Annotated in this window: 21 protein-coding genes, 1 tRNA gene and 1 pseudogene; 14 read left to right on the plus strand and 9 right to left on the minus strand. The window is 56.6% G+C overall.

The window, feature by feature from the left end; genetic code table 11:
* The first annotated feature begins 14 nt into the window (after positions 1-14).
* Complete coding sequence (locus tag F8N85_RS19655; RefSeq protein WP_150805195.1) at positions 15-680, plus strand: bifunctional 4-hydroxy-2-oxoglutarate aldolase/2-dehydro-3-deoxy-phosphogluconate aldolase; 666 nt, start codon at positions 15-17, stop codon at positions 678-680.
* A gap of 209 nt (positions 681-889) precedes the next feature.
* Complete coding sequence (locus F8N85_RS19660) at positions 890-1,630, plus strand: intradiol ring-cleavage dioxygenase (RefSeq protein WP_412072504.1); 741 nt, start codon at positions 890-892, stop codon at positions 1,628-1,630.
* A 36-nt stretch (positions 1,631-1,666) separates the two neighbouring features.
* On the opposite strand, the gene F8N85_RS19665 is transcribed toward F8N85_RS19660, so the two are convergent.
* Together F8N85_RS19665 and F8N85_RS19670 are read right to left on the minus strand one after the other, a co-directional pair.
* Positions 1,667-2,863, minus strand: coding sequence for an aminotransferase class V-fold PLP-dependent enzyme (locus F8N85_RS19665; RefSeq protein WP_150805196.1), 1,197 nt, complete (start codon positions 2,861-2,863; stop codon positions 1,667-1,669).
* A gap of 11 nt (positions 2,864-2,874) precedes the next feature.
* Positions 2,875-3,111 carry a DUF3820 family protein gene (locus F8N85_RS19670; protein WP_150643894.1) on the minus strand — a complete coding sequence of 79 codons (237 nt, stop codon included), beginning with the start codon at positions 3,109-3,111 and terminating at the stop codon, positions 2,875-2,877.
* A gap of 201 nt (positions 3,112-3,312) precedes the next feature.
* Between F8N85_RS19670 and F8N85_RS19675 the strand changes: the two genes are divergently transcribed.
* The 4 genes from F8N85_RS19675 to F8N85_RS19690 all read left to right on the plus strand — a co-directional run bounded on the left by F8N85_RS19675 (position 3,313) and on the right by F8N85_RS19690 (position 6,992).
* Positions 3,313-3,780, plus strand: coding sequence for a ferritin-like domain-containing protein (locus F8N85_RS19675; RefSeq protein ID WP_150805197.1), 468 nt, complete (start codon positions 3,313-3,315; stop codon positions 3,778-3,780).
* Positions 3,781-3,939: 159 nt separating this feature from the next.
* Complete coding sequence (locus F8N85_RS19680) at positions 3,940-5,928, plus strand: FUSC family protein (protein WP_150805198.1); 1,989 nt, start codon at positions 3,940-3,942, stop codon at positions 5,926-5,928.
* Positions 5,915-6,121 carry a DUF1656 domain-containing protein gene (locus F8N85_RS19685; RefSeq protein WP_150805199.1) on the plus strand — a complete coding sequence of 69 codons (207 nt, stop codon included), beginning with the start codon at positions 5,915-5,917 and terminating at the stop codon, positions 6,119-6,121. The genes F8N85_RS19680 and F8N85_RS19685 overlap by 14 nt, the downstream gene beginning before the upstream one ends.
* A gap of 10 nt (positions 6,122-6,131) precedes the next feature.
* Positions 6,132-6,992, plus strand: coding sequence for an HlyD family secretion protein (locus F8N85_RS19690; RefSeq protein ID WP_150805200.1), 861 nt, complete (start codon positions 6,132-6,134; stop codon positions 6,990-6,992).
* Positions 6,993-7,133: 141 nt separating this feature from the next.
* On the opposite strand, the gene F8N85_RS19695 is transcribed toward F8N85_RS19690, so the two are convergent.
* Both F8N85_RS19695 and F8N85_RS19700 read right to left on the minus strand, forming a co-directional pair.
* Positions 7,134-7,604: a MaoC family dehydratase gene (locus F8N85_RS19695; RefSeq protein WP_150805201.1), complete on the minus strand. Its 471-nt coding sequence runs from the start codon at positions 7,602-7,604 to the stop codon at positions 7,134-7,136.
* 51 nt (positions 7,605-7,655) lie between these two features.
* Positions 7,656-8,600, minus strand: coding sequence for an alpha/beta hydrolase (locus tag F8N85_RS19700; RefSeq protein ID WP_150805202.1), 945 nt, complete (start codon positions 8,598-8,600; stop codon positions 7,656-7,658).
* 213 nt (positions 8,601-8,813) lie between these two features.
* Between F8N85_RS19700 and fadD2 the strand changes: the two genes are divergently transcribed.
* Positions 8,814-10,502 (plus strand): long-chain-fatty-acid--CoA ligase FadD2, encoded by a 1,689-nt coding sequence (gene fadD2 / locus F8N85_RS19705; RefSeq protein ID WP_150805203.1) that lies wholly within the window; start codon positions 8,814-8,816, stop codon positions 10,500-10,502.
* Positions 10,503-10,829: 327 nt separating this feature from the next.
* Positions 10,830-12,521, plus strand: a complete 1,692-nt coding sequence (fadD1, locus tag F8N85_RS19710; protein WP_150805204.1) for a long-chain-fatty-acid--CoA ligase FadD1 — start codon at positions 10,830-10,832, stop codon at positions 12,519-12,521.
* A 45-nt stretch (positions 12,522-12,566) separates the two neighbouring features.
* Here fadD1 and F8N85_RS19715 read toward each other — a convergent pair whose 3' ends face one another.
* Positions 12,567-13,058 carry a cell envelope protein SmpA gene (locus tag F8N85_RS19715; RefSeq protein ID WP_150805205.1) on the minus strand — a complete coding sequence of 164 codons (492 nt, stop codon included), beginning with the start codon at positions 13,056-13,058 and terminating at the stop codon, positions 12,567-12,569.
* 319 nt (positions 13,059-13,377) lie between these two features.
* Here F8N85_RS19715 and mgtE point away from each other — a divergent pair, with 319 nt between their 5' ends.
* Positions 13,378-14,820 carry a magnesium transporter gene (mgtE, locus tag F8N85_RS19720; protein WP_150805206.1) on the plus strand — a complete coding sequence of 481 codons (1,443 nt, stop codon included), beginning with the start codon at positions 13,378-13,380 and terminating at the stop codon, positions 14,818-14,820.
* A 155-nt stretch (positions 14,821-14,975) separates the two neighbouring features.
* Here the strand turns inward: mgtE and F8N85_RS19725 are convergent, their stop codons facing one another.
* Positions 14,976-15,302, minus strand: a complete 327-nt coding sequence (locus F8N85_RS19725) for an Arc family DNA-binding protein (protein WP_150805207.1) — start codon at positions 15,300-15,302, stop codon at positions 14,976-14,978.
* Between the two features lie 380 nt (positions 15,303-15,682).
* Here F8N85_RS19725 and phnN point away from each other — a divergent pair, with 380 nt between their 5' ends.
* The gene (gene phnN, locus F8N85_RS19730; RefSeq protein ID WP_150805230.1) at positions 15,683-16,267 is read left to right on the plus strand and encodes a phosphonate metabolism protein/1,5-bisphosphokinase (PRPP-forming) PhnN; all 585 of its coding nucleotides are present in this window, start codon (positions 15,683-15,685) and stop codon (positions 16,265-16,267) included.
* Here the strand turns inward: phnN and F8N85_RS19735 are convergent.
* On the minus strand, positions 16,242-16,421 hold the full coding sequence (locus tag F8N85_RS19735; protein ID WP_150805208.1) for a PA3371 family protein: 180 nt from the start codon (positions 16,419-16,421) through the stop codon (positions 16,242-16,244). The genes phnN and F8N85_RS19735 overlap by 26 nt on opposite strands.
* 22 nt (positions 16,422-16,443) lie before the next feature.
* Positions 16,444-16,677 carry a hypothetical protein gene (locus tag F8N85_RS19740; RefSeq protein WP_150805209.1) on the minus strand — a complete coding sequence of 78 codons (234 nt, stop codon included), beginning with the start codon at positions 16,675-16,677 and terminating at the stop codon, positions 16,444-16,446.
* Positions 16,678-16,972: 295 nt separating this feature from the next.
* Between F8N85_RS19740 and F8N85_RS19745 the strand changes: the two genes are divergently transcribed.
* The 3 genes and pseudogenes from F8N85_RS19745 to F8N85_RS19760 all read left to right on the plus strand — a co-directional run.
* A tRNA-Arg gene (locus tag F8N85_RS19745) sits at positions 16,973-17,049 on the plus strand.
* Positions 17,050-17,228: 179 nt separating this feature from the next.
* Positions 17,229-17,414, plus strand: coding sequence for a hypothetical protein (locus F8N85_RS19750; RefSeq protein WP_150805210.1), 186 nt, complete (start codon positions 17,229-17,231; stop codon positions 17,412-17,414).
* A 171-nt stretch (positions 17,415-17,585) separates the two neighbouring features.
* Positions 17,586-18,293, plus strand: a pseudogene (locus F8N85_RS19760) (transporter associated domain-containing protein); the annotation flags it as partial.
* A 164-nt stretch (positions 18,294-18,457) separates the two neighbouring features.
* Here the strand turns inward: F8N85_RS19760 and F8N85_RS19765 are convergent.
* The gene (locus tag F8N85_RS19765; RefSeq protein ID WP_150805212.1) at positions 18,458-18,997 is read right to left on the minus strand and encodes a DUF1523 family protein; all 540 of its coding nucleotides are present in this window, start codon (positions 18,995-18,997) and stop codon (positions 18,458-18,460) included.
* A gap of 625 nt (positions 18,998-19,622) precedes the next feature.
* On the opposite strand from F8N85_RS19765, the gene F8N85_RS19770 reads away from it, so the two are divergent.
* Positions 19,623-20,621: an ATP-grasp domain-containing protein gene (locus F8N85_RS19770; protein ID WP_150805213.1), complete on the plus strand. Its 999-nt coding sequence runs from the start codon at positions 19,623-19,625 to the stop codon at positions 20,619-20,621.
* Positions 20,622-20,695 lie beyond the last annotated feature (74 nt).

Below are 20,695 nucleotides of genomic sequence, written 5' to 3' on the forward strand. Positions count from 1 at the left end.
AAGGATCAGCCGCTATGAAAAACCCACTCCCGACCGTTTCCATGGCGGACAAAGTTGCCCTGATCGACAGCCTCTGCGTCAAGGCGCGGATTCTGCCGGTGATCACCATCGCCCGCGAACAAGACATTCTGCCGCTGGCCGATGCGTTGGCCGCCGGTGGTTTGACTGCCCTGGAAGTGACCCTGCGTTCGCAGTTCGGCCTGCAGGCGATTCGTGTGCTGCGTGAACAACGCCCGGAGCTGGTCACCGGTGCCGGCACTGTGCTTGATCGCAGGATGCTTGCCGCTGCTGAAGCGGCCGGATCGCAATTTATCGTCACCCCCGGCATTACCCGCGATTTGCTTGAAGCCAGCGTCGACAGCCCGATTCCACTATTGCCCGGGATCAGCAACGCTTCCGGGATCATGGAAGGCTACGCATTGGGGTATCGTCGTTTCAAGCTGTTCCCGGCGGAAGTCAGCGGCGGCGTCGCGGCGATCAAGGCCCTTGGCGGTCCTTTCGGCGAAGTGCGCTTCTGCCCGACTGGCGGCGTTACCCCGGCCAATATCAAAAGCTACATGGCGTTGAAGAACGTGATGTGCGTTGGCGGTAGCTGGATGCTGGATCCCGAGTGGATCAAAAACGGCGACTGGGCGCGAATCCAGGAATGTACCGCCGAGGCGTTGGCCCTGCTGGACTGATTGGTTTTACTTAAAATCGTGGTTGTTCTACGGCTTTACGGCGCACTTGGTCAGTGCGCCGTTTTTTTTGCCCGCTTTATGAGTTCTACCTTTTATGAAGAAATAAATGCAAACAAAATCCACTCATCTGTTGTTGCTCGGTTATCTATTCTGAGTAAGTAGCCTGTCTTGAGCAGGTATAACGGCAAATAATGAATGTGGAATTTTTCATGGAAGAACAATCAACATCTGGACTCGATCAAGAGTCTGTTTCGCGTACAAGGGCCAAAATGTGTGTGTTTTCGCCCGAACAAATCGCCGGTCCCTATTTTAGAAATGACAAACTTCAGCGATCGGATGTTACCGAGGGCGTCGCGGGTATCCCTTTGCAGCTGAATCTGCGTATCGTCAATTCGACAACTTGCCAGTCCGTCGAAGGAGTTCTGGTTGATATATGGCATTGTGACTCCAAAGGGCGTTACTCGGGATGGAGCGAGGTCGATCCGGACAAGGAGGCTCCATCCGGAGAGATTGGCTCTATACCGCGAACCGATGAAGACAGTTATCTGAGAGGCTGTGGCTTTACTGACAAAAATGGAAACCGCAGCTTCCGTACTATATTTCCAGGCTTTTACGCGGGTAGGGCAACCCATGTTCACGTCGCGGTGAGAAAACCTGGAGATAATGAAGATCGGCATGTTGCTTATGTCGGTCAGTTATATTTCCCCGAACTTATTTCATCTCGAGTCAATGAGACACACGCGTACGTTGGCCGAAAAATCGCTCGTTTAACCAACGCTCAAGACGAGATTTACAGCGAAATGCAGGGTCTCGGAACCCTGCTGGATGTCGGCTGGATTCACCGAGGGACCACAGAAGAACGTTTATTGGGCAGTGTCGTGATCGGTATTGATCCAGATGCTTTTTCTGAGTATATAAAGCCAGAAGACTTCGATAAAGACACTGTTTGATTCGGTGGTTAAAGTGCCGGAATTAACCGGCACTTCTCATTTGAAAAAACGGCTCCTCAGCTCATTCAACGCTTTACTCAACAACCGCATATCCGCTGCCGACGTGGTAAACCCCGGAGTAATCCGAATGCATGGGCCGCACGCCGAGCCGCTGCGCACCACGGTAAACAGGTTGTAGTCGTTGAGTAGCCGATCGACCATCGCCTGCTGATCGGCGTGCCGGGTGAAGCGCATTGAGGTGATGCCGCAATACAGTCGCGGGTCGTCCGGTGTCATCACTTCGATACCCGGCAACTTGCGAGCTTCATTCACCCACAGGTTGCGCAAATAATTCAGCCGCGCGCCTTTGGCGGCCGAACCACCCATGACCCGGTGTTCTTCAAACACCAGCGGTAAGGTCAGCAGCGCGGGAATGTTGGGCGTGCTGTGGGCCGTGCGCGAGCGAATGTCAGTGATCGGGAAATGGCTTTCTCCCATGTCCGGATCAATGTCGGCCAGACGCTGCGGGGCGATATAGAGAAACCCCAGGGTCAGCGGCGCGCCGATCCATTTCTGCAGATTGAAACCGGCAAAGGAAATACCCAGCTCATCGAGGTCGAACTCGATCTGGCCGAGGGCGTGGGCACCGTCGAGAATCACATCGACCCCATGTTCCCGTGCCGCCGCGGCAATGGCCTGGACTGGCATGACCAGCCCGGTGCGGTGGGTCACGTGGGTCAGCGCCATCAGCTTCAAGCGCGGGTAACGCATGAAAGCCTCGCGGTAGCTCGCCAGCAAGCCGTCGAAGCTGGCGGGGTGGCAATGTTCGATCTCGATCACTTCTACCCCGCGATGGCACGCCAGCCAGCGCATCGCGCCTTTGACCGTGCCGTACTCCAGGTCGCTGAGCAGCACTTGATCGCCCGGTTGCAGGCCGTTGTAGTTGCGGATCAGCGATTGCAGGGCATCCGAGGCGCAGCGGGTGAAGGCGACCGCATTGGGGACTACCCCCAGCAACTCGGCCAGCTGCTCGCGAATCTGCACACTTTCTATTTGATCGAATCGCTGGCGCACATGTACCGAGTTGCTGCGGTTGATGAAGGCGATATTGCGCTGGTATTCATCGACCACGGTGCGGCTCATGCGCCCGAAGTAACCATTTTCCAGGTTGATGGGGCCTGGCTCTACTTCGAACCGATCGGCGAACGTCTTCCAAAAAGCTTCATCGCGGGCGTGGTAGGTGTTCTCGGGCATGGTTGACTCGCTCAGTGACGCGGTTTGGGTTTGCCGTGCTTGGCGCGCAATGGGTCGAGCAGGTCGGACAAGCCGTTGTGATCGATTTCCTGCATCAAGGCCAACAATCCGCCCAATTCACCATGAGGGAAACCCTGGCGAGCGAACCAATTGAGGTATTGTCCAGGCAGATCGGCAATGATCCGGCCCTTGTATTTGCCAAAGGGCATTTCACGAGTGACCAACAGTTCAAGCTTTTCGGGATTCATGGCACAGCCGTCTTGATTCAACGTTCTGGAAAATACAGGCATTCTGCATGCAGGCCAAATGACAGATCATGCAAATAACGCGGATACAGATTTGCCTTTAAAAGTTAACTATTTGAAAAACGACAATAAATACTCCAATCCAAGGATGGCATGCGAGGTGCAACAGCTATTGCACCCTCTCAACCTGGAAGGAGTTGAAAAATGACTGACATGAATAAAGAAGCTATTTCGGTCCTGAACGATTTGATCGAGACCTGCAAAGACGGACAGGAAGGTTTCAAAACCTGTGCTGAAGACATCAAGCATCCTGAGCTTAAGGCAGTGTTCATCAAACGTTCGACCGATTGCGCCACCGCCGCTGCAGAACTGCAGACCGCCGTGCGGTCGATGGGCGGCGACCCGGAAATGTCTACCAGTGTGAGCGGTGATCTGCACCGTCGCTGGGTCGACCTCAAGTCGCTGGTCACCGGCAAGGACGAAGAGGCCGTGCTCAATGAAGCCGAACGTGGTGAAGACCACGCGTTGAAGGCTTATAAAAGCGCACTGGAAACCATCAACAAACATAACCTGGTGGGCATTCGTGACCTCGTGGAACGCCAATACCACGGTGTGCAACGCAACCACGACCAGGTAAAAGCCCTGCGCAATCAGGCACGTGCCCGTTCGTAAGCGCTTTTAGCCGAGCAAAAACGCCAGCCAGTCTGGCGTTTTTTTATGAATCGGATTTAGCGCTGGACTAACATTAGTTAGCTAGCTAATAATTGCACTCCTCCTATCCCCGCGCTTTATCCCGACTATCGTTACGTTGTCGTTTCAAGGGTTCCTTCCGTGCGTATGACCTTGCAGGCTTTGCTTGCACCCGACCTTCCCGCGCTGCAATTCGCGATCAAGACTGTGCTCGGTGCTGGCCTGGCGCTGTGGCTGGCATTGCGCTGGGGGCTGGAGCAACCGGCCTGGGCCTTGATGACAGCGATTATCGTCGCGCAGCCGCTGTCTGGCATGGTGGTACACAAGGGCTTGGCCCGGCTGGTGGGAACCCTGGTGGGAACCTTCATGTCAGTGGTGTTCATGGGTTTGTTTGCCCAGACTCCCTGGTTGTTTTTGCTGGCTCTGGCGTTGTGGCTGGGGCTGTGCACGGCCAGTTCGACCTTGCTGCGCAGCGCCTGGTCCTATTCTTTTGTGCTGGCCGGTTACACCGTGGCGATCATTGCCTTGCCGGCCCTGACCCATCCGCTGACAGTGTTCGATCAGGCCGTGGCGCGCTGCACGGAAATCAGCCTCGGGATCGTCTGTGCCACTGCCAGCAGCGCTTTGCTCTGGCCAATGCGAGTCGAACAGCAATTGGCCGACCAAGCGCGCACGGCATGGCAGAGTGGTTTGCAAGCCGCCCGTGCAACCCTGGCCGGGGATGCTCAGGCGCGTAAAGGATTGCTGGAAATTCTCGGGCGGATCGTCGCGGTGGATGCTCAGCGCGAGCATGCCTGGTTCGAGGGCGGTTTGGGTCGCCAGCGCGCGCGGGCCATCAGTGGCTTGAGTCAGAAGCTGTTGATGCTGTTGCGGATTGCCCGTTCGGCGCGCCGCCAGTGGCGGCAACTGGACGAGCTCGAAGCCGCGCAACTGGCGCCCTGGTTGAATGAGGTGCAGCAGGCGCTGGATGCCTCGGATACTTCGGCTTTGCAAGCCTTGCGCCCGCGGGTGCAGGACGCCGCCCATGACCCGCAGATCAGCCCGGCCCAAAGTTATTGCCTGGCGCGTCTGGCCTTGCTGCTGGATACCGCGTTGGGGGCGGGACTGGCGCTGCGTTCGGTGGAGGAGGGCAGCAAACCGAGCGAGCAACCCAACAGCCTGGCTCCCCATCGCGATCTCGCACTGGCGCTGGTGTTCGGTGCTCGCAGTGCCTTGGCTTTCTTGACCGTATCCTGTTTCTGGCTGGCGACCGCCTGGCCTGCGGCGTCGGGGGCGATGCTGTTGACCTGTGTGGTCTGCAGCCTGTTTGCCAGCCGCGAAAATGGCGCGCAGATCGGCATGAGTTTTTTGCGCGGGATCCTGCTGGCGATTCCCGTGGCGTTTGTCGTCGGAGAAATCCTGCTGCCGCAATGGAGCGGCTTTGCAATGCTTTGTATGGCCATGGGCGCGCCATTGTTCTTCGGCGCGCTGGGCATGGCCAAGCCGCAGATCGGCGCGACGGCCACCTCCTTTTGCCTGCATTTCGTGGTGCTGGTGTCGCCGTTGAATGCGATGAAATATGACGTCGCGACCTTCTTGAATAGTGCCCAGGCGATATTGCTCGGAGTCGGCGCAGCCGTGCTGGCTTTCCATCTGCTGATCCTGCGTGACCCGGCATGGCACGGTCGCCGTTTGCTTGCCGCGACCCTCGACGATCTGGTTCGGCTGACCCGACGTAACCTGCGCGGCGCCGAAAGCTGGTTTGGCGGGCGCATGGCCGATCGGCTGCTGCAACTGGCGCGGCATTATCCCGAACTGCCGCAGCGGGCCCGCAGCCACTGGGATGACGGTGTGCTCGGGTTGGACATCGGCGATGAGCTGCTGCATTTGCGCTTGAGCCTGGCTGTCGCGCAAGTGCCAGTCAGCAGGCAGCAGCGCACCTATCTTCAGCAGTTGGAACAGGTGTTGGAGCAAGGCCCTGCCGTCAGCCGCGCCGATGCTCTGGCGCAACCTGGCGCGGCATTGCTGGAAGCCCTGCAAGCCTTGCCGCCCAGCGATGCACTGAAACTGGCCGAAGGCGCGGTGCTGCAACTGCACAACAGTTGGCGCAGCTGGTGTCGCCAGCAGGAGGAAAACCATGGGGCTGCGTGAATGGTCGCTGGGCGGAATACTGCTCAGCCCGTTTCTGATTTATGTGGTGCTGGCCTTGCTGCTGACCGGGGCGTTGCGCATGTTGCTGCGCGTCACGCCATTGGGGCGCTGGATCTGGCACGAAGCACTGTTCGATTGTGCCTTGTACGTCTGTGTATTGACCCTGGTCACCGTCGTCCTCGGACCCTTATAAGGAGTTGCTCATGCGTACATCGGTACGTGTCGCTATTACCCTGTGCCTGGTGGCTGTGGCGCTGTTCGCCGGCTTTCATCTGTGGCAGTACTACATGCTCACGCCCTGGACCCGCGATGCGCGGATCCGTGCCGACGTCGTGATAGTCGCGCCGGACGTTTCCGGTTGGGTGCGCCAGCTCAAGGTCTACGATAACCAGCAGGTAAACGCTGGCGACTTGTTGTTGAGCATCGATCGCGACCGTTTCGAAGCCGCCCTGGAGAAAGCCCGGGCGGTGGTGCAGACCCGTCAACAGCAACTCAGTTTGCGCGAGCATGAAGCGAGTCGCCGCGCCAGTCTCGGACCGCAGGCAATCAGTGCCGAACTGCGCGAGAACGCCCAGATCAACGCCGGAATTGCCCGGGGAGAACTGCGTCAGGCACAGGCTGAAGCCAAGGTCGCCGAACTCAATCTGGCCCGCAGCGAGGTGCACGCCCCTCGCAGCGGGCACATCACCAACCTGCGGCTGGCTGAAGGCAACTATGTGAATGCCGGGCAGCCGGTGATGGCCTTGATCGATGATTCGACCTTCTACGTGCAAGCCTATTTTGAAGAGACAAAATTGCCGCGGATTCAAGTCGGTGACCCAGTCAAGGTCTGGTTGATGAGCGCCGGCGAAGCGCTGCAAGGGCATGTCGAAAGCGTCAGCCGCGGCATCACCGATCGCAACGCTACACCGGATGCGCAACTGCTGGCAGAGGTGGAACCGACCTTTAATTGGGTACGCCTGGCGCAGCGGATTCCCGTGCGGATCAAGTTCGACAAACTGCCTGAGGGGATCAACCTGAGTGCGGGGATGACTGCGAGTGTGCAGGTGCAGGAGCAGAAGTAGCCGACATCCCGGGAAAGATCGCAGCCTACGGCAGCTCCTACAGGTTTTGTGTCCACCTGCTATGCGCGGGTGCACTCGGTCGGCGTAGGAGCTGCCGCAGGCTGCGATCTTTTGCGGGCTTGCCCGCAGGTCTGAAGGACCTCAGCCGATGCTGATCGCCGGCAAGGTCGGCAACGTCACGGTCTGCTGCTTGCGCGGAGCCAGGATCTCGGCTTCGCCATCCACCACCAACTCATCACGCTGGTTGAACACCCGAGTGGCGATGCGTACGCGGAATTTCGGCAGCTTCTCGAGGATTTCCAGGCGTACGGTCAGGGTATCTCCGATTTTCACCGGCTTCTGGAAGCTCATTTGCTGACCAAGATAAATAGTGCCCGGCCCAGGCAATTCGCAGGCGACGGCCGCGCTGATCAGGGCGCCGCTGAACATGCCATGAGCGATGCGCTCCTTGAACATGGTCGCTGCGGCGAACTCGGCATCCAGGTGCACCGGGTTGTGGTCGCCGGACATCTCGGCGAACAACTGAATATCGCGCTCTTCGACGGTTTTGCTGTAGCTGGCGGTCTGGCCGACTTCGAGGGCTGCGTAAGGGGTGTTGGTAACCTGGGTCATCTGTCTCGAGTCCTGTGACGAATTAAATTAACGTGCTTCGATTTTTGAAAATTATTCGGTTTTGGCTGGCCGGCGAGTGTTCAGCGCCTGCGCCAGCCAGGCCAGTAAATCGGCGATCACTTCATCGCGATTGCTTTCATTGAACAGTTCATGCCGCGCTTGCGGGTAGATATTCAGTTGCAGGCACTGACTTCCGGCCGCGCGAAACGCGTCGGCCAGGTCCTTGAGACGTGTGCCATTGCTTACCGGATCACATTCGCCGCCCATCACCAACAGCGGCAGGCCCGGATCGATCTGAGCGAGATTGGACGCTTTGCTGATTTGCTGCAAGCCACCCAGCAGGTCGATCCATAGCTGGTTGGTGCAGCGGAAGCCGCAGAGCGGGTCTTTGGCGTACTTGTCGACTTCGTCGGGATCGCGACTGAGCCAGTCATAAGGTGTTCGATTGGGTTTGAAGGCTTTGTTGAACGATCCGAATGACAACCATTCGATCAGCGCACTGCGGCCGGTGCCACCCTGGCGCAAGCGTTCGAAACGGGCGATCAGGCGAGCTGCTCGGTAGAGCGCAATGGGCTGAAAGTTCGAGCCACTGAGAACCGCCCCGTGCAAGCTGGCACTGTGGTGCAGCAAGTAGGCCTGGGCGATGTAGCTGCCCATGCTGTGGCCGAGCATCACAATGGGTGTTCCAGGGTGTTGCTGGCCGATGTGTTGGTTGAGACAGGCCAGATCGCCGACCACTTTGCTCCAGCCATCCTTGTCCGCGTAATGCCCCAGCACACCCTGCTCGGCGGTTTTGCCGTGGCCGCGCAGGTCCGGGGCGTACACCCCATAGCCATTGGCGCAGAGCACTTGGGCCAGACGGGCATAACGGCCGCTGTGTTCGGCCATGCCGTGGGCCAGCAGGATCAGCGCTTTGGGTGGGCCCTCAGGCAACCACTGATTGACGAAAAGGCGGCTGCGGTCACTCGCGGTCAGCCAGAAAGTATCGTGGATCATGGCGATTCCTTTGCACGGGGTCGCTGCATTGTATAGCGCATCCTTTGCTTGCCGTCTGATCAGGCCACGCCACGGGAGGAAGATTCACACGATCTATGACGCTGGCCGGCATATTTGCCTGAATCGCCATAGCTGCTAACGTCCGAAGAGCCCCGCCTTTCAAAGTGACAGAGATGCGGCTTGGACACGCTCAGGTAAAGAGGAACAAAAACAATGCAACCTGATTTCTGGAATGACAAACGCCCGGCCGGCGTCCCCCTGGATATCGATCTGGGTGCCTACAAGTCGGTGATCGAGGTTTTCGAGCGTTCCTGCAAGAAATTCGCTGACCGCCCGGCGTTCAGCAACATGGGCGTGACCCTGACGTACGCTGAGCTGGAGCGCTACAGCGCGGCGTTCGCCGGCTACCTGCAAGCGCACACCGATCTGGTGGCTGGCGATCGTATCGCGGTGCAGATGCCCAATGTCCTGCATTACCCGATTGCCGTGTTCGGCGCCTTGCGCGCCGGGTTGATCGTGGTCAACACCAATCCGCTGTACACCCCGCGGGAGATGCGTCATCAGTTCAAGGATTCCGGTGCGCGGGCACTGGTTTACCTGAATATGTTCGGGCAGAAAGTCCAGGAAGTGCTGGCCGATACCGATATCCAGTACTTGATCGAAGCGAAGATGGGTGACCTGATGCCTGCCGCCAAGGGCTGGCTGGTCAACACCCTGGTCGACAAAGTGAAGAAGATGGTGCCGGCCTACAATTTGCCTCAGGCCATTTCCTTCAAGAGTGCACTGCGTCTGGGTCGGGGGCAGGGCATCAGGCCGCTGAAGGTCAGTCTCGACGATATCGCGGTGCTGCAATACACCGGCGGCACCACCGGCCTGGCCAAGGGCGCGATGCTGACCCATGGCAACCTGGTGGCGAACATGCAGCAAGCGCGGGCTTGCCTGTCCCAGCTAAGTGCCGATGGCCAGCCGCTGCTCAAGGAAGGCCGTGAGGTGATGATCGCGCCGCTGCCGCTGTACCACATCTATGCCTTCACCGCGAATTGCATGTGCATGATGGTCACCGGTAACCACAACGTGCTGATCACCAATCCGCGGGACATCGCCGGCTTTATCAAGGAGCTGAAAAACTGGCGCTTCTCGGCGTTGCTGGGGCTCAACACTCTGTTTGTCGCGCTGATGGATCACCCGGACTTCAAGACCCTGGACTTCTCCAGCCTGAAGCTCACCAACTCCGGCGGTACGGCGCTGGTCAAGGCCACTGCCGAGCGCTGGCTGGCCATGACCGGTTGCCGCATTACCGAAGGTTACGGGCTGACCGAAACTTCGCCGGTGGCCTGCACCAACCCTTATGGCGACAAATCGCGGCTGGGTACGGTTGGGCTGCCCGTTCCGGGGACGACCCTGAAGGTCATTGATGACGAGGGCGTCGAGCAGCCGATGGGTGAGCGCGGCGAGCTCTGCATCAAGGGTCCGCAGATCATGAAAGGCTATTGGCAACAAGCTGAAGCCACGGCGCAGGTCCTCGATGCCGAAGGCTGGTTCAAATCAGGCGACATCGCGGTGATCGATCCGGACGGCTTTGTGCGCATCGTCGATCGCAAGAAAGACATGATCATCGTTTCGGGTTTCAACGTGTACCCGAACGAAATCGAAGATGTGGTCATGGCTCACCCGAAAGTTGCCAACTGCGCAGTGATCGGTGTGCCGGACGATCGTTCGGGAGAGGCGGTGAAGTTGTTTGTGGTCGCGCGCGAGGCGGGCGTCAGCCTTGAAGAGCTGAAGGCTTACTGCAAGGAAAACTTTACCGGTTACAAAGTACCGAAACATATCGTGCTGCGTGATTCGCTGCCGATGACCCCGGTGGGCAAGATCCTGCGGCGGGAGTTGCGCGATATCGCCTGATCAGGTGTTGTTGAGATCGGATTTTCACGGCCGCTTTAAAAGATCGTCCGAACGCGGACGATCTTTTGCTTTTAAAACGCCCATTTTAGAGGCTTTAGAGGCTTTATAGAATTTTTACTCTAAAAATGACTACTTATATGTCTTGAGTCATTATTGTGACTGTATAGACCTTGTTTGGCTCTAGTCGACCCCTGGCAAAGCTGCTACTCTCGGCCCGCTTTGTGACTTCTCGGCTTGAATAAAAGCCAGATTCACCAATAAAACACACACCAATAATAATCGCATCAAATGCGGTGATGAACTCGCGTTGCTGAGGAGTGGGCTTCCATGAACGAAAACTTTTGGAAGGATAAATACCCGGCTGGAATTGCTGCTGATATCAATCCAGATGAGTATCCGAATATTCAGGCGGTGTTGAAGCAATCGTGCCAACGCTTTGCCAACAAACCGGCCTTTAGCAACCTCGGCAAGACGCTCACCTATGGTGAACTGTACGAACTCTCAGGCGCTTTTGCCGCTTATCTGCAACAGCATACCGACTTGCAACCCGGTGATCGAATCGCCGTGCAGTTGCCAAACCTGTTGCAATACCCGATCGCCGTGTTTGGTGCCATTCGCGCCGGTTTGATCGTGGTTAACACCAACCCGCTATACACCGCGCGGGAAATGGAACACCAATTCAACGACTCCGGCGCCAAGGCACTGGTGTGCCTGGCCAACATGGCGTATCTGGCGCAAACGGTGGTTCCCAAGACCTCGGTCAAGCATGTGATCGTTACCGAAGTGGGCGATTTGCTGCCGCCCCTCAAACGCCTGCTGGTCAATAGCGTCATCAAGTATGTGAAGAAGATGGTCCCGGCCTACCACTTGCCCAAGGCCATCAAGTTCAACGAGGTGTTGAGCAAAGGCCGTGGCCGTCCGGTCAAAGAAGCCAACCCTGCCAGCGGCGACGTCGCGGTGCTGCAATACACCGGTGGCACCACCGGCGTGGCCAAGGGCGCGATGCTCACCCACCGCAACCTGGTGGCGAACATGCTGCAATGCAAGGCGCTGATGGGCTCCAACCTCAATGAAGGCTGCGAGATCCTGATCACCCCATTGCCGCTGTACCACATCTATGCCTTCACCTTTCATTGCATGGCAATGATGCTGATCGGCAACCACAACATCCTGATCAGCAACCCGCGCGACCTGACAGCAATGGTCAAGGAACTGTCCAACTGGAAGTTCAGCGGCTTTGTCGGCTTGAATACGCTGTTTGTCGCGCTGTGCAACAACGAGGCATTCCGCAAGCTGGACTTCTCGGCGCTGAAAATCACCTTGTCTGGCGGCATGGCCTTGCAACTGGCCGCTGCCGAGCGCTGGAAAGCGGTCACCGGTTGCTCGATTTGCGAAGGTTACGGCATGACCGAAACCAGCCCGGTGGCCACGGTTAATCCGATCCAGAACATCCAGATCGGTACCATTGGTATTCCGGTGCCGTCGACCCTGTGCAAAGTCATAACCGATGATGGCGTCGAACTGGCGTTGGGCGAAGTGGGCGAGCTGTGTGTCAAGGGGCCGCAAGTCATGAAGGGCTACTGGCAGCGCCAGGACGCCACCGATGAAATCCTCGACAGCGAAGGCTGGTTGAAGACTGGCGATATCGCGATCATCCAGCCAGATGGCTACATGCGCATCGTCGATCGCAAGAAAGACATGATTCTGGTCTCCGGTTTCAACGTCTATCCGAACGAGATGGAAGACGTGCTGGCAACCCTGCCGGGCGTGTTGCAGTGCGCAGCGATTGGCGTGCCGGACCCGAAGTCGGGCGAAGCGATCAAGATTTTCATCGTCGCCAAGCCGGGCGTGACCTTGACCAAGGAGCAGGTGATGGAGCACATGCGCGCCAACGTCACCGGCTACAAAGTGCCGAGAGCCGTTGAATTCCGCGACGCGCTGCCGACCACCAACGTCGGCAAGATCCTGCGCCGTGAATTGCGCGATGAAGAGCTGAAGAAGCTTGTCGCGGTGAAGTAGTTCAGCTGCAAACATGAAGCCCGCCAAGTGCGGGCTTTTTGCTGTTTAGCGTTTGCCTTTTACGCAGCCTCTCTCATTGAATACGATCAGAGCGCTACGACCTTTCCTGGCGTCGTAGCGATAGCTCGTGGTCGCATTTCGAATGCTGATTTTGTCGGGCTTGCCCAGTGCGCTTTCGACGTCCTTCTGGCTCATGCCCGGGACGATTCGCTGATTGATGATCGCCTGGCGGCGCTCTTTGGCGATGAGCAGGTTTCCACAACCGTCATCGGATTGTCCGACGATGACCAGCGGTTCATTGGCAGATTTCGTACGGAATGTTTCCTGTGGGCGACTCTTCAGGGCAGTTGACTTGCTGCCGCCCGGTACCGGATTGCCTGCTTTTTGAATCAGCAAGGTCTCGTGCGACGCACACCCCAGGGTGGTGAAGGTGACGTGGCCGACGGCATTTTCACAGCGCTGCACATCCGTGGCGTTTGCTTGCAACACCAGCCAGGGCAGGGTGAAACACAAGAGCGAGGTCTTTTTCAATGACATGCGGCGTCCTCCATGACGGTCCCGAATAAGGGTAGACAGTACTTTTTACCTCTCCCTTGTGTTTTCTTTTCTGGATGAGTCGTCGCAGCTCTATAGATTCGGACAGCGCTCAGGTTTGCATCGCAAGCGCTTGTTCTTGCCAAGATTTTTTAACGTTAAAAGACCGCAAGCGGTGTATCATTGCGCCCGTCAGCCCCGCCGGGGCTTGTGGAATACCTCCATGGACTTACCCAGTAGTTACTCAGTACCTCGTTTTTACAATCATGAATTGACTGATTGATCTTCCGGCGTGCCCCGCTGCTGGGAGTGGAGTTCGCCTATGTCTGAAGTTGAAGTAAAGAAAACGCAAGAAAGCCTGCAAGACCGCCTCGCTCAAGTCGTCGAGCTGCTGCATCGCCAGCGAGTGGTCGAAGACCTGACTCATCGCCAGGAAGGTCATCATCAAGATCGGGTCGAGAACCTGGTCCACCGGCAAAACCTGGTCGAATTGCAGCGCAAGCTCGACGACCTGCACTCCGCCGACGTTGCCTACATCCTTGAAGCCTTGCCGCTCGAAGAGCGTCTGACGGTCTGGCAACTGGTCAAGGCCGAGCGCGACGGCGACATCCTCCTTGAAGTCTCCGACTCCGTTCGGGAAACGCTGATCGCCGATATGGAGGATCACGAGATCCTGGCGGCCGCCAAGGAAATGGATGCCGACGAACTCGCTGACCTGGCGTCCGAGCTGCCGCGAGACGTCGTCCACGAACTGATGGAAACCCTCGATAGTCAGCAGCGTGAGCGTGTGCGCTCGGCGTTGTCCTATGACGAGGATCAGGTCGGCGCATTGATGGACTTCGAGATGGTGACTATCCGTGAGGATGTCAGCCTTGAAGTGGTGTTGCGTTACCTGCGTCGACTAAAAGAGCTGCCGAGCCATACCGACAAACTGTTCGTGGTTGATTACGACGGCGTGCTCAAGGGCGTGCTGCCGATCAAACGCCTGCTGGTCAATGATCCGGACAAGCAAGTGTCGGAAGTGATGGCCAGCGATACGGTGAGCTTCCATCCGGACGAAGATGTATACGACGCCGCCCAGGCGTTCGAGCGTTATGACTTGATTTCGGCGCCAGTGGTCGACAAGAACGGCAAGCTGATCGGCCGTCTGACCATCGATGAAATGGTCGACCTGATTCGTGAAGAGAGTGAAAACGAAGTCCTCAACATGGCGGGTCTGCGTGAAGAGGAAGATATTTTTGCTTCAGTCTGGAAGTCCCTGCGCAACCGCTGGGCCTGGCTGGCGATCAACCTGATTACCGCCTTTGTTGCCTCCCGGGTGATCGGGCTGTTCGAAGGCTCCATCGAGAAACTGGTGGCCCTGGCCGCATTGATGCCGATTGTTGCCGGTATCGGTGGCAACTCGGGTAACCAGACGATCACCATGATCGTGCGCGCCATGGCGCTGGATCAGGTCAGCACCGGCAATACTTCGCGGCTGATGCGTAAAGAATTGGCGGTCGGCTTGATCAATGGCCTGGTCTGGGGCGGGGTGATCGGCGTGGTGGCTTATCTGCTCTACGGCAGCTGGTCGCTGGGTGTGGTAATGACCGCGGCGATGACCCTCAATCTGTTGCTGGCGGCACTGATGGGGGTCTTGATCCCCATGACCCTGGCGCGGGTAGGTCGCGATCCGGCAATGGGCGCGAGCGTGATGATCACCGCCGTGACCGACAGTGGCGGGTTCTTTATCTTTCTGGGGCTGGCAACGATTTTCCTGCTCTGAGTCCTCTTTGCGCAGCCTTGCCGGATGGCGGGCTGCGCGAATTTCCTGCTATCCACCTTCGATTAGTCTGTACTGATGTTCTCTGCAGTGGCTGGCCGCGTCGGATTTCAGGCAAAAAAAAGCCAGCGCGAGGCTGGCTGGGCTTGCAGGATGAATCAGGAGGCGTCAGTTGCCATCTCAGTGTCATGAGCGATCAGTGATACCAGTGCGTTTTGCTGACGGTGGGAAAGCTGGCGGAAACGTTGAAGCAGTTCACGTTCATGCAGTGACAGCTCAGGGCTGTCCAGGCGCATGCTCAACTCTTCGCCCAACGCGCCTTCTTGAATAAGACTTTGCTCCATGCGCGCGATGATTTCAGAGTTCATGCTGCGATGATGATTGCGAGCCACCTCGGCGATGCGTTCACGCATTCCATCGGGCAGACGCACGACGAACTTGTCAGCCGTACGGCTGGAATAAATTGCCTGTTTCAATGGGCGCATATATTTAACCGGTTAGTTCAGGGGAGCGGTTTTCGGAATTGGCCGCAAGATGTCTGTTAGGACAAGCTTTCCTGCCAAATGTTCAACCTGAATAGTTCAGAGGCCCGCATCATGCCTCCAAATGCCAGATCGTTGGCGTCAATTCTGTGACAAATATTGAGCTGGGTAAAGGCGTTATGCCAGCACCCAATATCAGAAATGCGAACTGGTTTGAAAAGCTGGCCCCATCCCGCATTTCTAACCGCTTCCTCTTGCTCGTCAGGAGACGTTTTAAGCCTCCGCGCGCACATTATGCGGATACGATCGTTTATCCTTCTTATATAGGATAGTGGCAAATGGCCGATTTACTAGGCAGTCAAGCGACAAGAAACGTCATCGAGATGCCGGGCAGGCTAATCTATCTGATGGGCCCGTCAGGAGCCGGCAAGGACAGCCTGATAGACGCATCCCGCGAGCCTTTGCGCAGGCTTGGCTGTGAGGTGGTGCGACGGGTGATCACCCGCTCGGCCGAGTCGATGGGGGAAGATGCCCTGGGGGTTTCTCAAGCGGAATTCGAGCGACTTTGCGAGCAAGGTGGTTTCGCCTTGCACTGGCACGCCAACGCTCTGGATTACGGAATACCGGTACAGATCAATCAATGGCTGGACAGCGGGCGCCATGTGTTGGTCAACGGCTCTCGAGAACATTTGCCCGAAGCGCGCAAGCGTTACCCGAGCTTGCTAGCTGTTTTGCTGACGGTGCAGAGCGAAGTCTTGCGCCAGCGCCTGACTCAGCGCGGGCGTGAAAGCACCGATGAGATCGAAGCGAGGCTACGGCGCAATGAACTGTTTCTCGCCAATGGATCTTCAGGTAACGCAACCGCAGTCCGGCGCCTGGATAATTCGGGCGAGTTGTCCGCCACCGTCGACCATTTCCTCGGGCTGCTGGAGCAGGAGGGGATCAACGTAAAACCGGATCGAACTTGATTCTGCGGCCGGCAATCAGCGCCAGAATGAAACAACCGGCAAAGACTCCGAAAGCAATCATCGGCAGAGAGCTGGCGTCTTTTCCGGTCAGGAATAGATTCAAAACAGCGCTGAGTAATGCCAGAATCAAAAATGCCGCGGCTGGTTTTGACATGCTCTGCTCCTGATGAGGTGATTCAAAATACCCAGCTTTGCGAAGGTTGACTGTTGCTTCGCTCGACCTGGATATCCCGCGCAATCCGGGTTGAATCAAGCGCGTGGTCGCTCACCACTGCCGGCGTTGGTGCTTGATGATGTGGGTAATGGGCGGTGGTTGATGCCAGCTGACCAGCACTGCCATCCGCTTGAAACTGAAAAACCACCACAACAGCCAATGCGAGTGCATTGAGGAGCAAGAGGGCGCTGTTCATAGCGATGTCTCCGTTGTTTCTTGTAACGGTAATCAAGCAGTGCTCATGCCAAAGCTTTAACGTCTATTAAATCCTTTAAAAACAGTGGCTTAGGTTGTTTTTCCAAAGAGTGTTCATTGCATTTTGCAATGATGGCTTTTTGGGATGATGCAATTTGCACGATCGCCGATGTCGGCAGTCCCACGCCAGCGTTGGCCTACACTTAAAAAGCCTAAGGACGACATGACAAAAGCAGCCTTGGCCGTTAACATGCTCGCCGTCCCTCGCGCCGCACGGTTCACTGCGGTCGCCATTTGTCTCAGTAGCTCAATTGGATAGAGCATCCCCCTCCTAAGGGGAAGGTTGGCAGTTCGAACCTGCCCTGGGACACCATATAAATAGCGCAGCTCGGGTTGTCTGCGTTACTAAGCTCGTTTCTGAAGGGGGCAATAAGGGGGCAAAATGCATTCCTTGGTGCTTGCCGGGCTGCCAGTCGGATGGCTGGCGTTTGATAGCTGGACTAGAGTCCAGTGTATTTCCCCTACAGATAGAATCACTGCCAGAGGTTTTTTATGCAGGCCAAGACATTGCGACTTGATGAGTTCCGCGAGAACCAGCGTCTTTCGTATGCTGAGGCTGCTACGCGTATTCACCAGGCAGCCCAAGCTGTATCCCAAGACAAAAGGTCAGCTAAAACCTTCCTCCAACGGATTGGTATAGTCGATCAAAAAGGCGAGCTCAACGAAGCCTATCGTTGATGTATCAGCTTCTTCCCTCGTTCGTCCTAGGATTTCATGGGTGTGACCGAGAGACAGGCGAGATGGTGCTTTCCGGCAACACTCAGCTGAATCCCAGCAAAAACTCATACGACTGGCTCGGCAAAGGCGTTTATTTCTGGGAGAACAATCCAGAGCGAGCGCTGAGCTACCGACGAAGTTTTCCATCGAAGAGAACGCGTCATGATCAGTGGCGTTCTTCAGTTGGCGGAGCGATCCATACGCTGTGTCATGACCCCTCGTGCGGAAATCGACCACATTGACTTGGCCGATTCTCCAGAAGAAATCCGCGCAATGCTGATGCATTCGTCGTACTCCAGGTTGCCGTTGATCCGGGAGGGGCGAATTGATGAGTCGTTAGGGTTCGTCCACAAGAAAGAGCTGTTGAAAGAACTGTTGGCAGGTAACCAACCAAATCTGGAATTCATGGCGCGCAAGGCAATCAACTTGCTGGATAACTTCACGATTCTCAACGCGCTGGAGCAGATGCGCAAAGAGTCAACTCATATCGCCTTTGTGGTAAATGAATTCGGCGACTTCACAGGTATTCTCACCATGACCGATATTCTCGAATCCATCGCGGGTGAGTTGCCCGATGCCAGCGAAGTCGAAGGCCCGAACATCGTCGCTGAGGATGGAGGGTTCGTTGTCAGTGGTGCGCTGAATCTCAGCCAGATACGTGAACGTATCGGCTTCCAGGCCAAAGCGACCGATGACTATCAGACTCTAGCGGGGCTGGTTATGAGCTTGCTGGATCGTCTGCCACTCATCGGAGACAAACTCAATTGGGAAGGATGGAACATGACGGTGGTGGAGGTTGAAGAGCGCCGGGTGACACGAGTGCTGTTGCGTAAGGAGTAAATTCATTAAAAAGAGGCCGCATTTGCAGCCTCGTTTGTTTCAGCCTTTGTTTTTAGCAAGGCCTCCTTGAGTTGGTCCAAGTCGGATCTTTGGGGTCCACCGCCGACTGGGCTTGATACAGCTGGCCCCTGACTGCTTCGATCTTTTGGGCCGACCCTGGGTGATCAGCTCATCACAACTTCGCCACGGCGTTTCAGGCGACGCCGTACGATAATGGCGACAACTAGCGCCAACAGTGTCGTCACACCGAAGAAAATTGTGTTGAACCACGGGAACGGCTGATCACGGCTGGTCGTTGCTTCAATGTGCGTAATGTTGGGGAAGACCGACAGGATCTGAATCCGCCAGCCGTAGTAGCGGATGAGCGCCAGCTGCTGAGCATCACGCGAATAGCCCTGGGCCTTCGCCTGCACATCGGCCGAGTCAAACTTGAAGTACCAAGGGAAGCTCCAGCCGGTATCTTCGTTGCGATAGACCACGACCTTCTTCGTGTCCGGATCCTCAGTATTGATAAAGTAGACATCCCGGGTTGGGCCGTCCGCGGGGTTCTCCGCATTGATGACTCCATCGTCGTCGACGCGCTTAACTTCGACGCCGGTGATCAGCACCACCTCGTGTTGAGGTAGCACGTAGTAAAGCCCTAGCGCGGAAGCACCGACCACAAGGAAGAGCGCACCCAGTACCAACCCCTTTAACCACTTCATGTACACACTCCGTTTGTAATTAGCGGAATTCTGCCCCAATTCTGCCGATCAAGGGCAGGTGTTTGGTTCTGACTGGGCTAGATATCTGGCCATAGACATCCGTTGAAACGATTTTCCCTCCGGCAGAGCCGGGAGCACTCAGATAACCCGACACGAATTGACCGAGTGTGGAGGCGGCATGTCGAACCTGGGGGAAATTGGTGGGTGTTGTTACGCAGTCTAGTGGCCTGCCGATTTGAGTTTGGACCGCGGAATTCAGTCTGCTTTATTCGTGTCAGGGCTACTAAGAGCAGACAATTGATACAAGGTTTTTCTGGCGGTGTTACCAAGGGGCAAACTGATATTATTGGCCAGAATAAATAGTCAAACGGACACCATGCACGGGGACGTGTCTGTTTTATCGGGTCATGAGCACCCCACACCACTTCACGAATCTGAGTTCGAGGAGGGTTTCGGACGATTCAGCTTCTAGCCGTTACGCCTATTCAACTGGGCCTCGCAGTTATCGTCACAAGCTGGCACCGGCGCCACGCATTGCCTTGAATTCACAGAACGGACCGTTTTCGTCCCTTCCTTCCATTGGAGGCCAGCTGCAGCGGATGTGCAAATTTTATAGGAGCTCCACATGATCTGGTTACTCGAAGGGCAATCCAGTCAACGCGACATCATCATTGGCGCACGCGAGGCGTTGCCAGCAGGTGTGAAGATTTTCGCATCCCACCGTCAAGATCGCCCTGAAATCACGGGACTTGCCGACGTCGGCCTCATGGAGCCGAAGGACAACCAGGAACGCATCGAGTGGGTGATTCAAACCGCTCAGGCGAACAACATCAAGGTAGTACTGGCCGGGCGCGAGGGCAGTGTCTTTGAACTTGCTCGGCCGCGGTTCGAAACAGCAGGCCTGGTCCTTGTTACCGGTGGACTATCGATTGAAACCTTCAACATGGTCGACGACAAGAGTCTGTTTACAGCTGAGGCAGAGCGAGCAGGCTTGGACTGTATACCTGCAATCACAGTGACTAGCGCGAAAGAACTGGCAAAGGCCTATGAAACCCTTTCGGCGCTGGGAGAGGTTTGCATCAAGCCTGCAGTTGGAATCTATGGCCAGGGATTCTGGCGGTTCAACGAAGGCGCAGATCCTTTCCGTTGCTTTGCCAACCCAGATGCGCGTGAAGTGAACTTCGAGACCTACCTGCAGGCTTACTGCGCGGGCGCCACCCGACCATCGATGCTAGTGATGCCATACATGGCCGGTAGCGAATGTTCGGTTGACATGGTTTGTGAGGCTGGTCGTCCGGTGGCCTTCGTCGGTCGGCGCAAAGAAGGCCTACATCAGACATTTGAGCGTGACGGCACAGCGGTGGAGCTGGCGCTCAAGGCCGCCCAGCACTTCAACTGTGACGGTATCGTCAACGTTCAGACGCGCGATGATGCTAACGGCAAGCCTCACCTTCTAGAAATCAATCCGCGCTACTCGGGCGGGATCGGTTACACCCGGGCTACAGGAACAAACCTGCCAGGTATCTTTGCCGCTCGCCGCCTAGGGTTGAAGGCGCCAGCTACCGTCTGGCGGCCGGATGTCCGCGTGAAGGCCATAACCGTTGCAATTCCAATATCCTCTTGATATTAAATCGATATCATGGATTTTCTACTGTGTAGCGCTGCTGCGTCTGTAGTGGTGAGCAGTCAAGGAGAGAT

The sequence above is a fragment of the Pseudomonas fluorescens genome (assembly GCF_902497875.1).
In the GTDB taxonomy this organism is placed as follows: Bacteria; Pseudomonadota; Gammaproteobacteria; order Pseudomonadales; family Pseudomonadaceae; genus Aquipseudomonas; species Aquipseudomonas fluorescens_BR.

Bases quoted from the DNA above. Each gene is read 5' to 3' on its own strand.
- F8N85_RS19655 (WP_150805195.1), top strand. From the start codon at position 15: ATGAAAAACCCACTCCCGACCGTTTCCATGGCGGACAAAGTTGCCCTG.
- F8N85_RS19660 (WP_412072504.1), top strand. From the start codon at position 890: ATGGAAGAACAATCAACATCTGGACTCGATCAAGAGTCTGTTTCGCGT.
- F8N85_RS19665 (WP_150805196.1), bottom strand. From the start codon at position 2,863: ATGCCCGAGAACACCTACCACGCCCGCGATGAAGCTTTTTGGAAGACG.
- F8N85_RS19670 (WP_150643894.1), bottom strand. From the start codon at position 3,111: ATGAATCCCGAAAAGCTTGAACTGTTGGTCACTCGTGAAATGCCCTTT.
- F8N85_RS19675 (WP_150805197.1), top strand. From the start codon at position 3,313: ATGACTGACATGAATAAAGAAGCTATTTCGGTCCTGAACGATTTGATC.
- F8N85_RS19685 (WP_150805199.1), top strand. From the start codon at position 5,915: ATGGGGCTGCGTGAATGGTCGCTGGGCGGAATACTGCTCAGCCCGTTT.
- F8N85_RS19690 (WP_150805200.1), top strand. From the start codon at position 6,132: ATGCGTACATCGGTACGTGTCGCTATTACCCTGTGCCTGGTGGCTGTG.
- F8N85_RS19695 (WP_150805201.1), bottom strand. From the start codon at position 7,604: ATGACCCAGGTTACCAACACCCCTTACGCAGCCCTCGAAGTCGGCCAG.
- F8N85_RS19700 (WP_150805202.1), bottom strand. From the start codon at position 8,600: ATGATCCACGATACTTTCTGGCTGACCGCGAGTGACCGCAGCCGCCTT.
- fadD2 (WP_150805203.1), top strand. From the start codon at position 8,814: ATGCAACCTGATTTCTGGAATGACAAACGCCCGGCCGGCGTCCCCCTG.
- fadD1 (WP_150805204.1), top strand. From the start codon at position 10,830: ATGAACGAAAACTTTTGGAAGGATAAATACCCGGCTGGAATTGCTGCT.
- F8N85_RS19715 (WP_150805205.1), bottom strand. From the start codon at position 13,058: ATGTCATTGAAAAAGACCTCGCTCTTGTGTTTCACCCTGCCCTGGCTG.
- mgtE (WP_150805206.1), top strand. From the start codon at position 13,378: ATGTCTGAAGTTGAAGTAAAGAAAACGCAAGAAAGCCTGCAAGACCGC.
- F8N85_RS19725 (WP_150805207.1), bottom strand. From the start codon at position 15,302: ATGCGCCCATTGAAACAGGCAATTTATTCCAGCCGTACGGCTGACAAG.
- phnN (WP_150805230.1), top strand. From the start codon at position 15,683: ATGCCGGGCAGGCTAATCTATCTGATGGGCCCGTCAGGAGCCGGCAAG.
- F8N85_RS19735 (WP_150805208.1), bottom strand. From the start codon at position 16,421: ATGTCAAAACCAGCCGCGGCATTTTTGATTCTGGCATTACTCAGCGCT.
- F8N85_RS19740 (WP_150805209.1), bottom strand. From the start codon at position 16,677: ATGAACAGCGCCCTCTTGCTCCTCAATGCACTCGCATTGGCTGTTGTG.
- F8N85_RS19750 (WP_150805210.1), top strand. From the start codon at position 17,229: ATGCAGGCCAAGACATTGCGACTTGATGAGTTCCGCGAGAACCAGCGT.
- F8N85_RS19765 (WP_150805212.1), bottom strand. From the start codon at position 18,997: ATGAAGTGGTTAAAGGGGTTGGTACTGGGTGCGCTCTTCCTTGTGGTC.
- F8N85_RS19770 (WP_150805213.1), top strand. From the start codon at position 19,623: ATGATCTGGTTACTCGAAGGGCAATCCAGTCAACGCGACATCATCATT.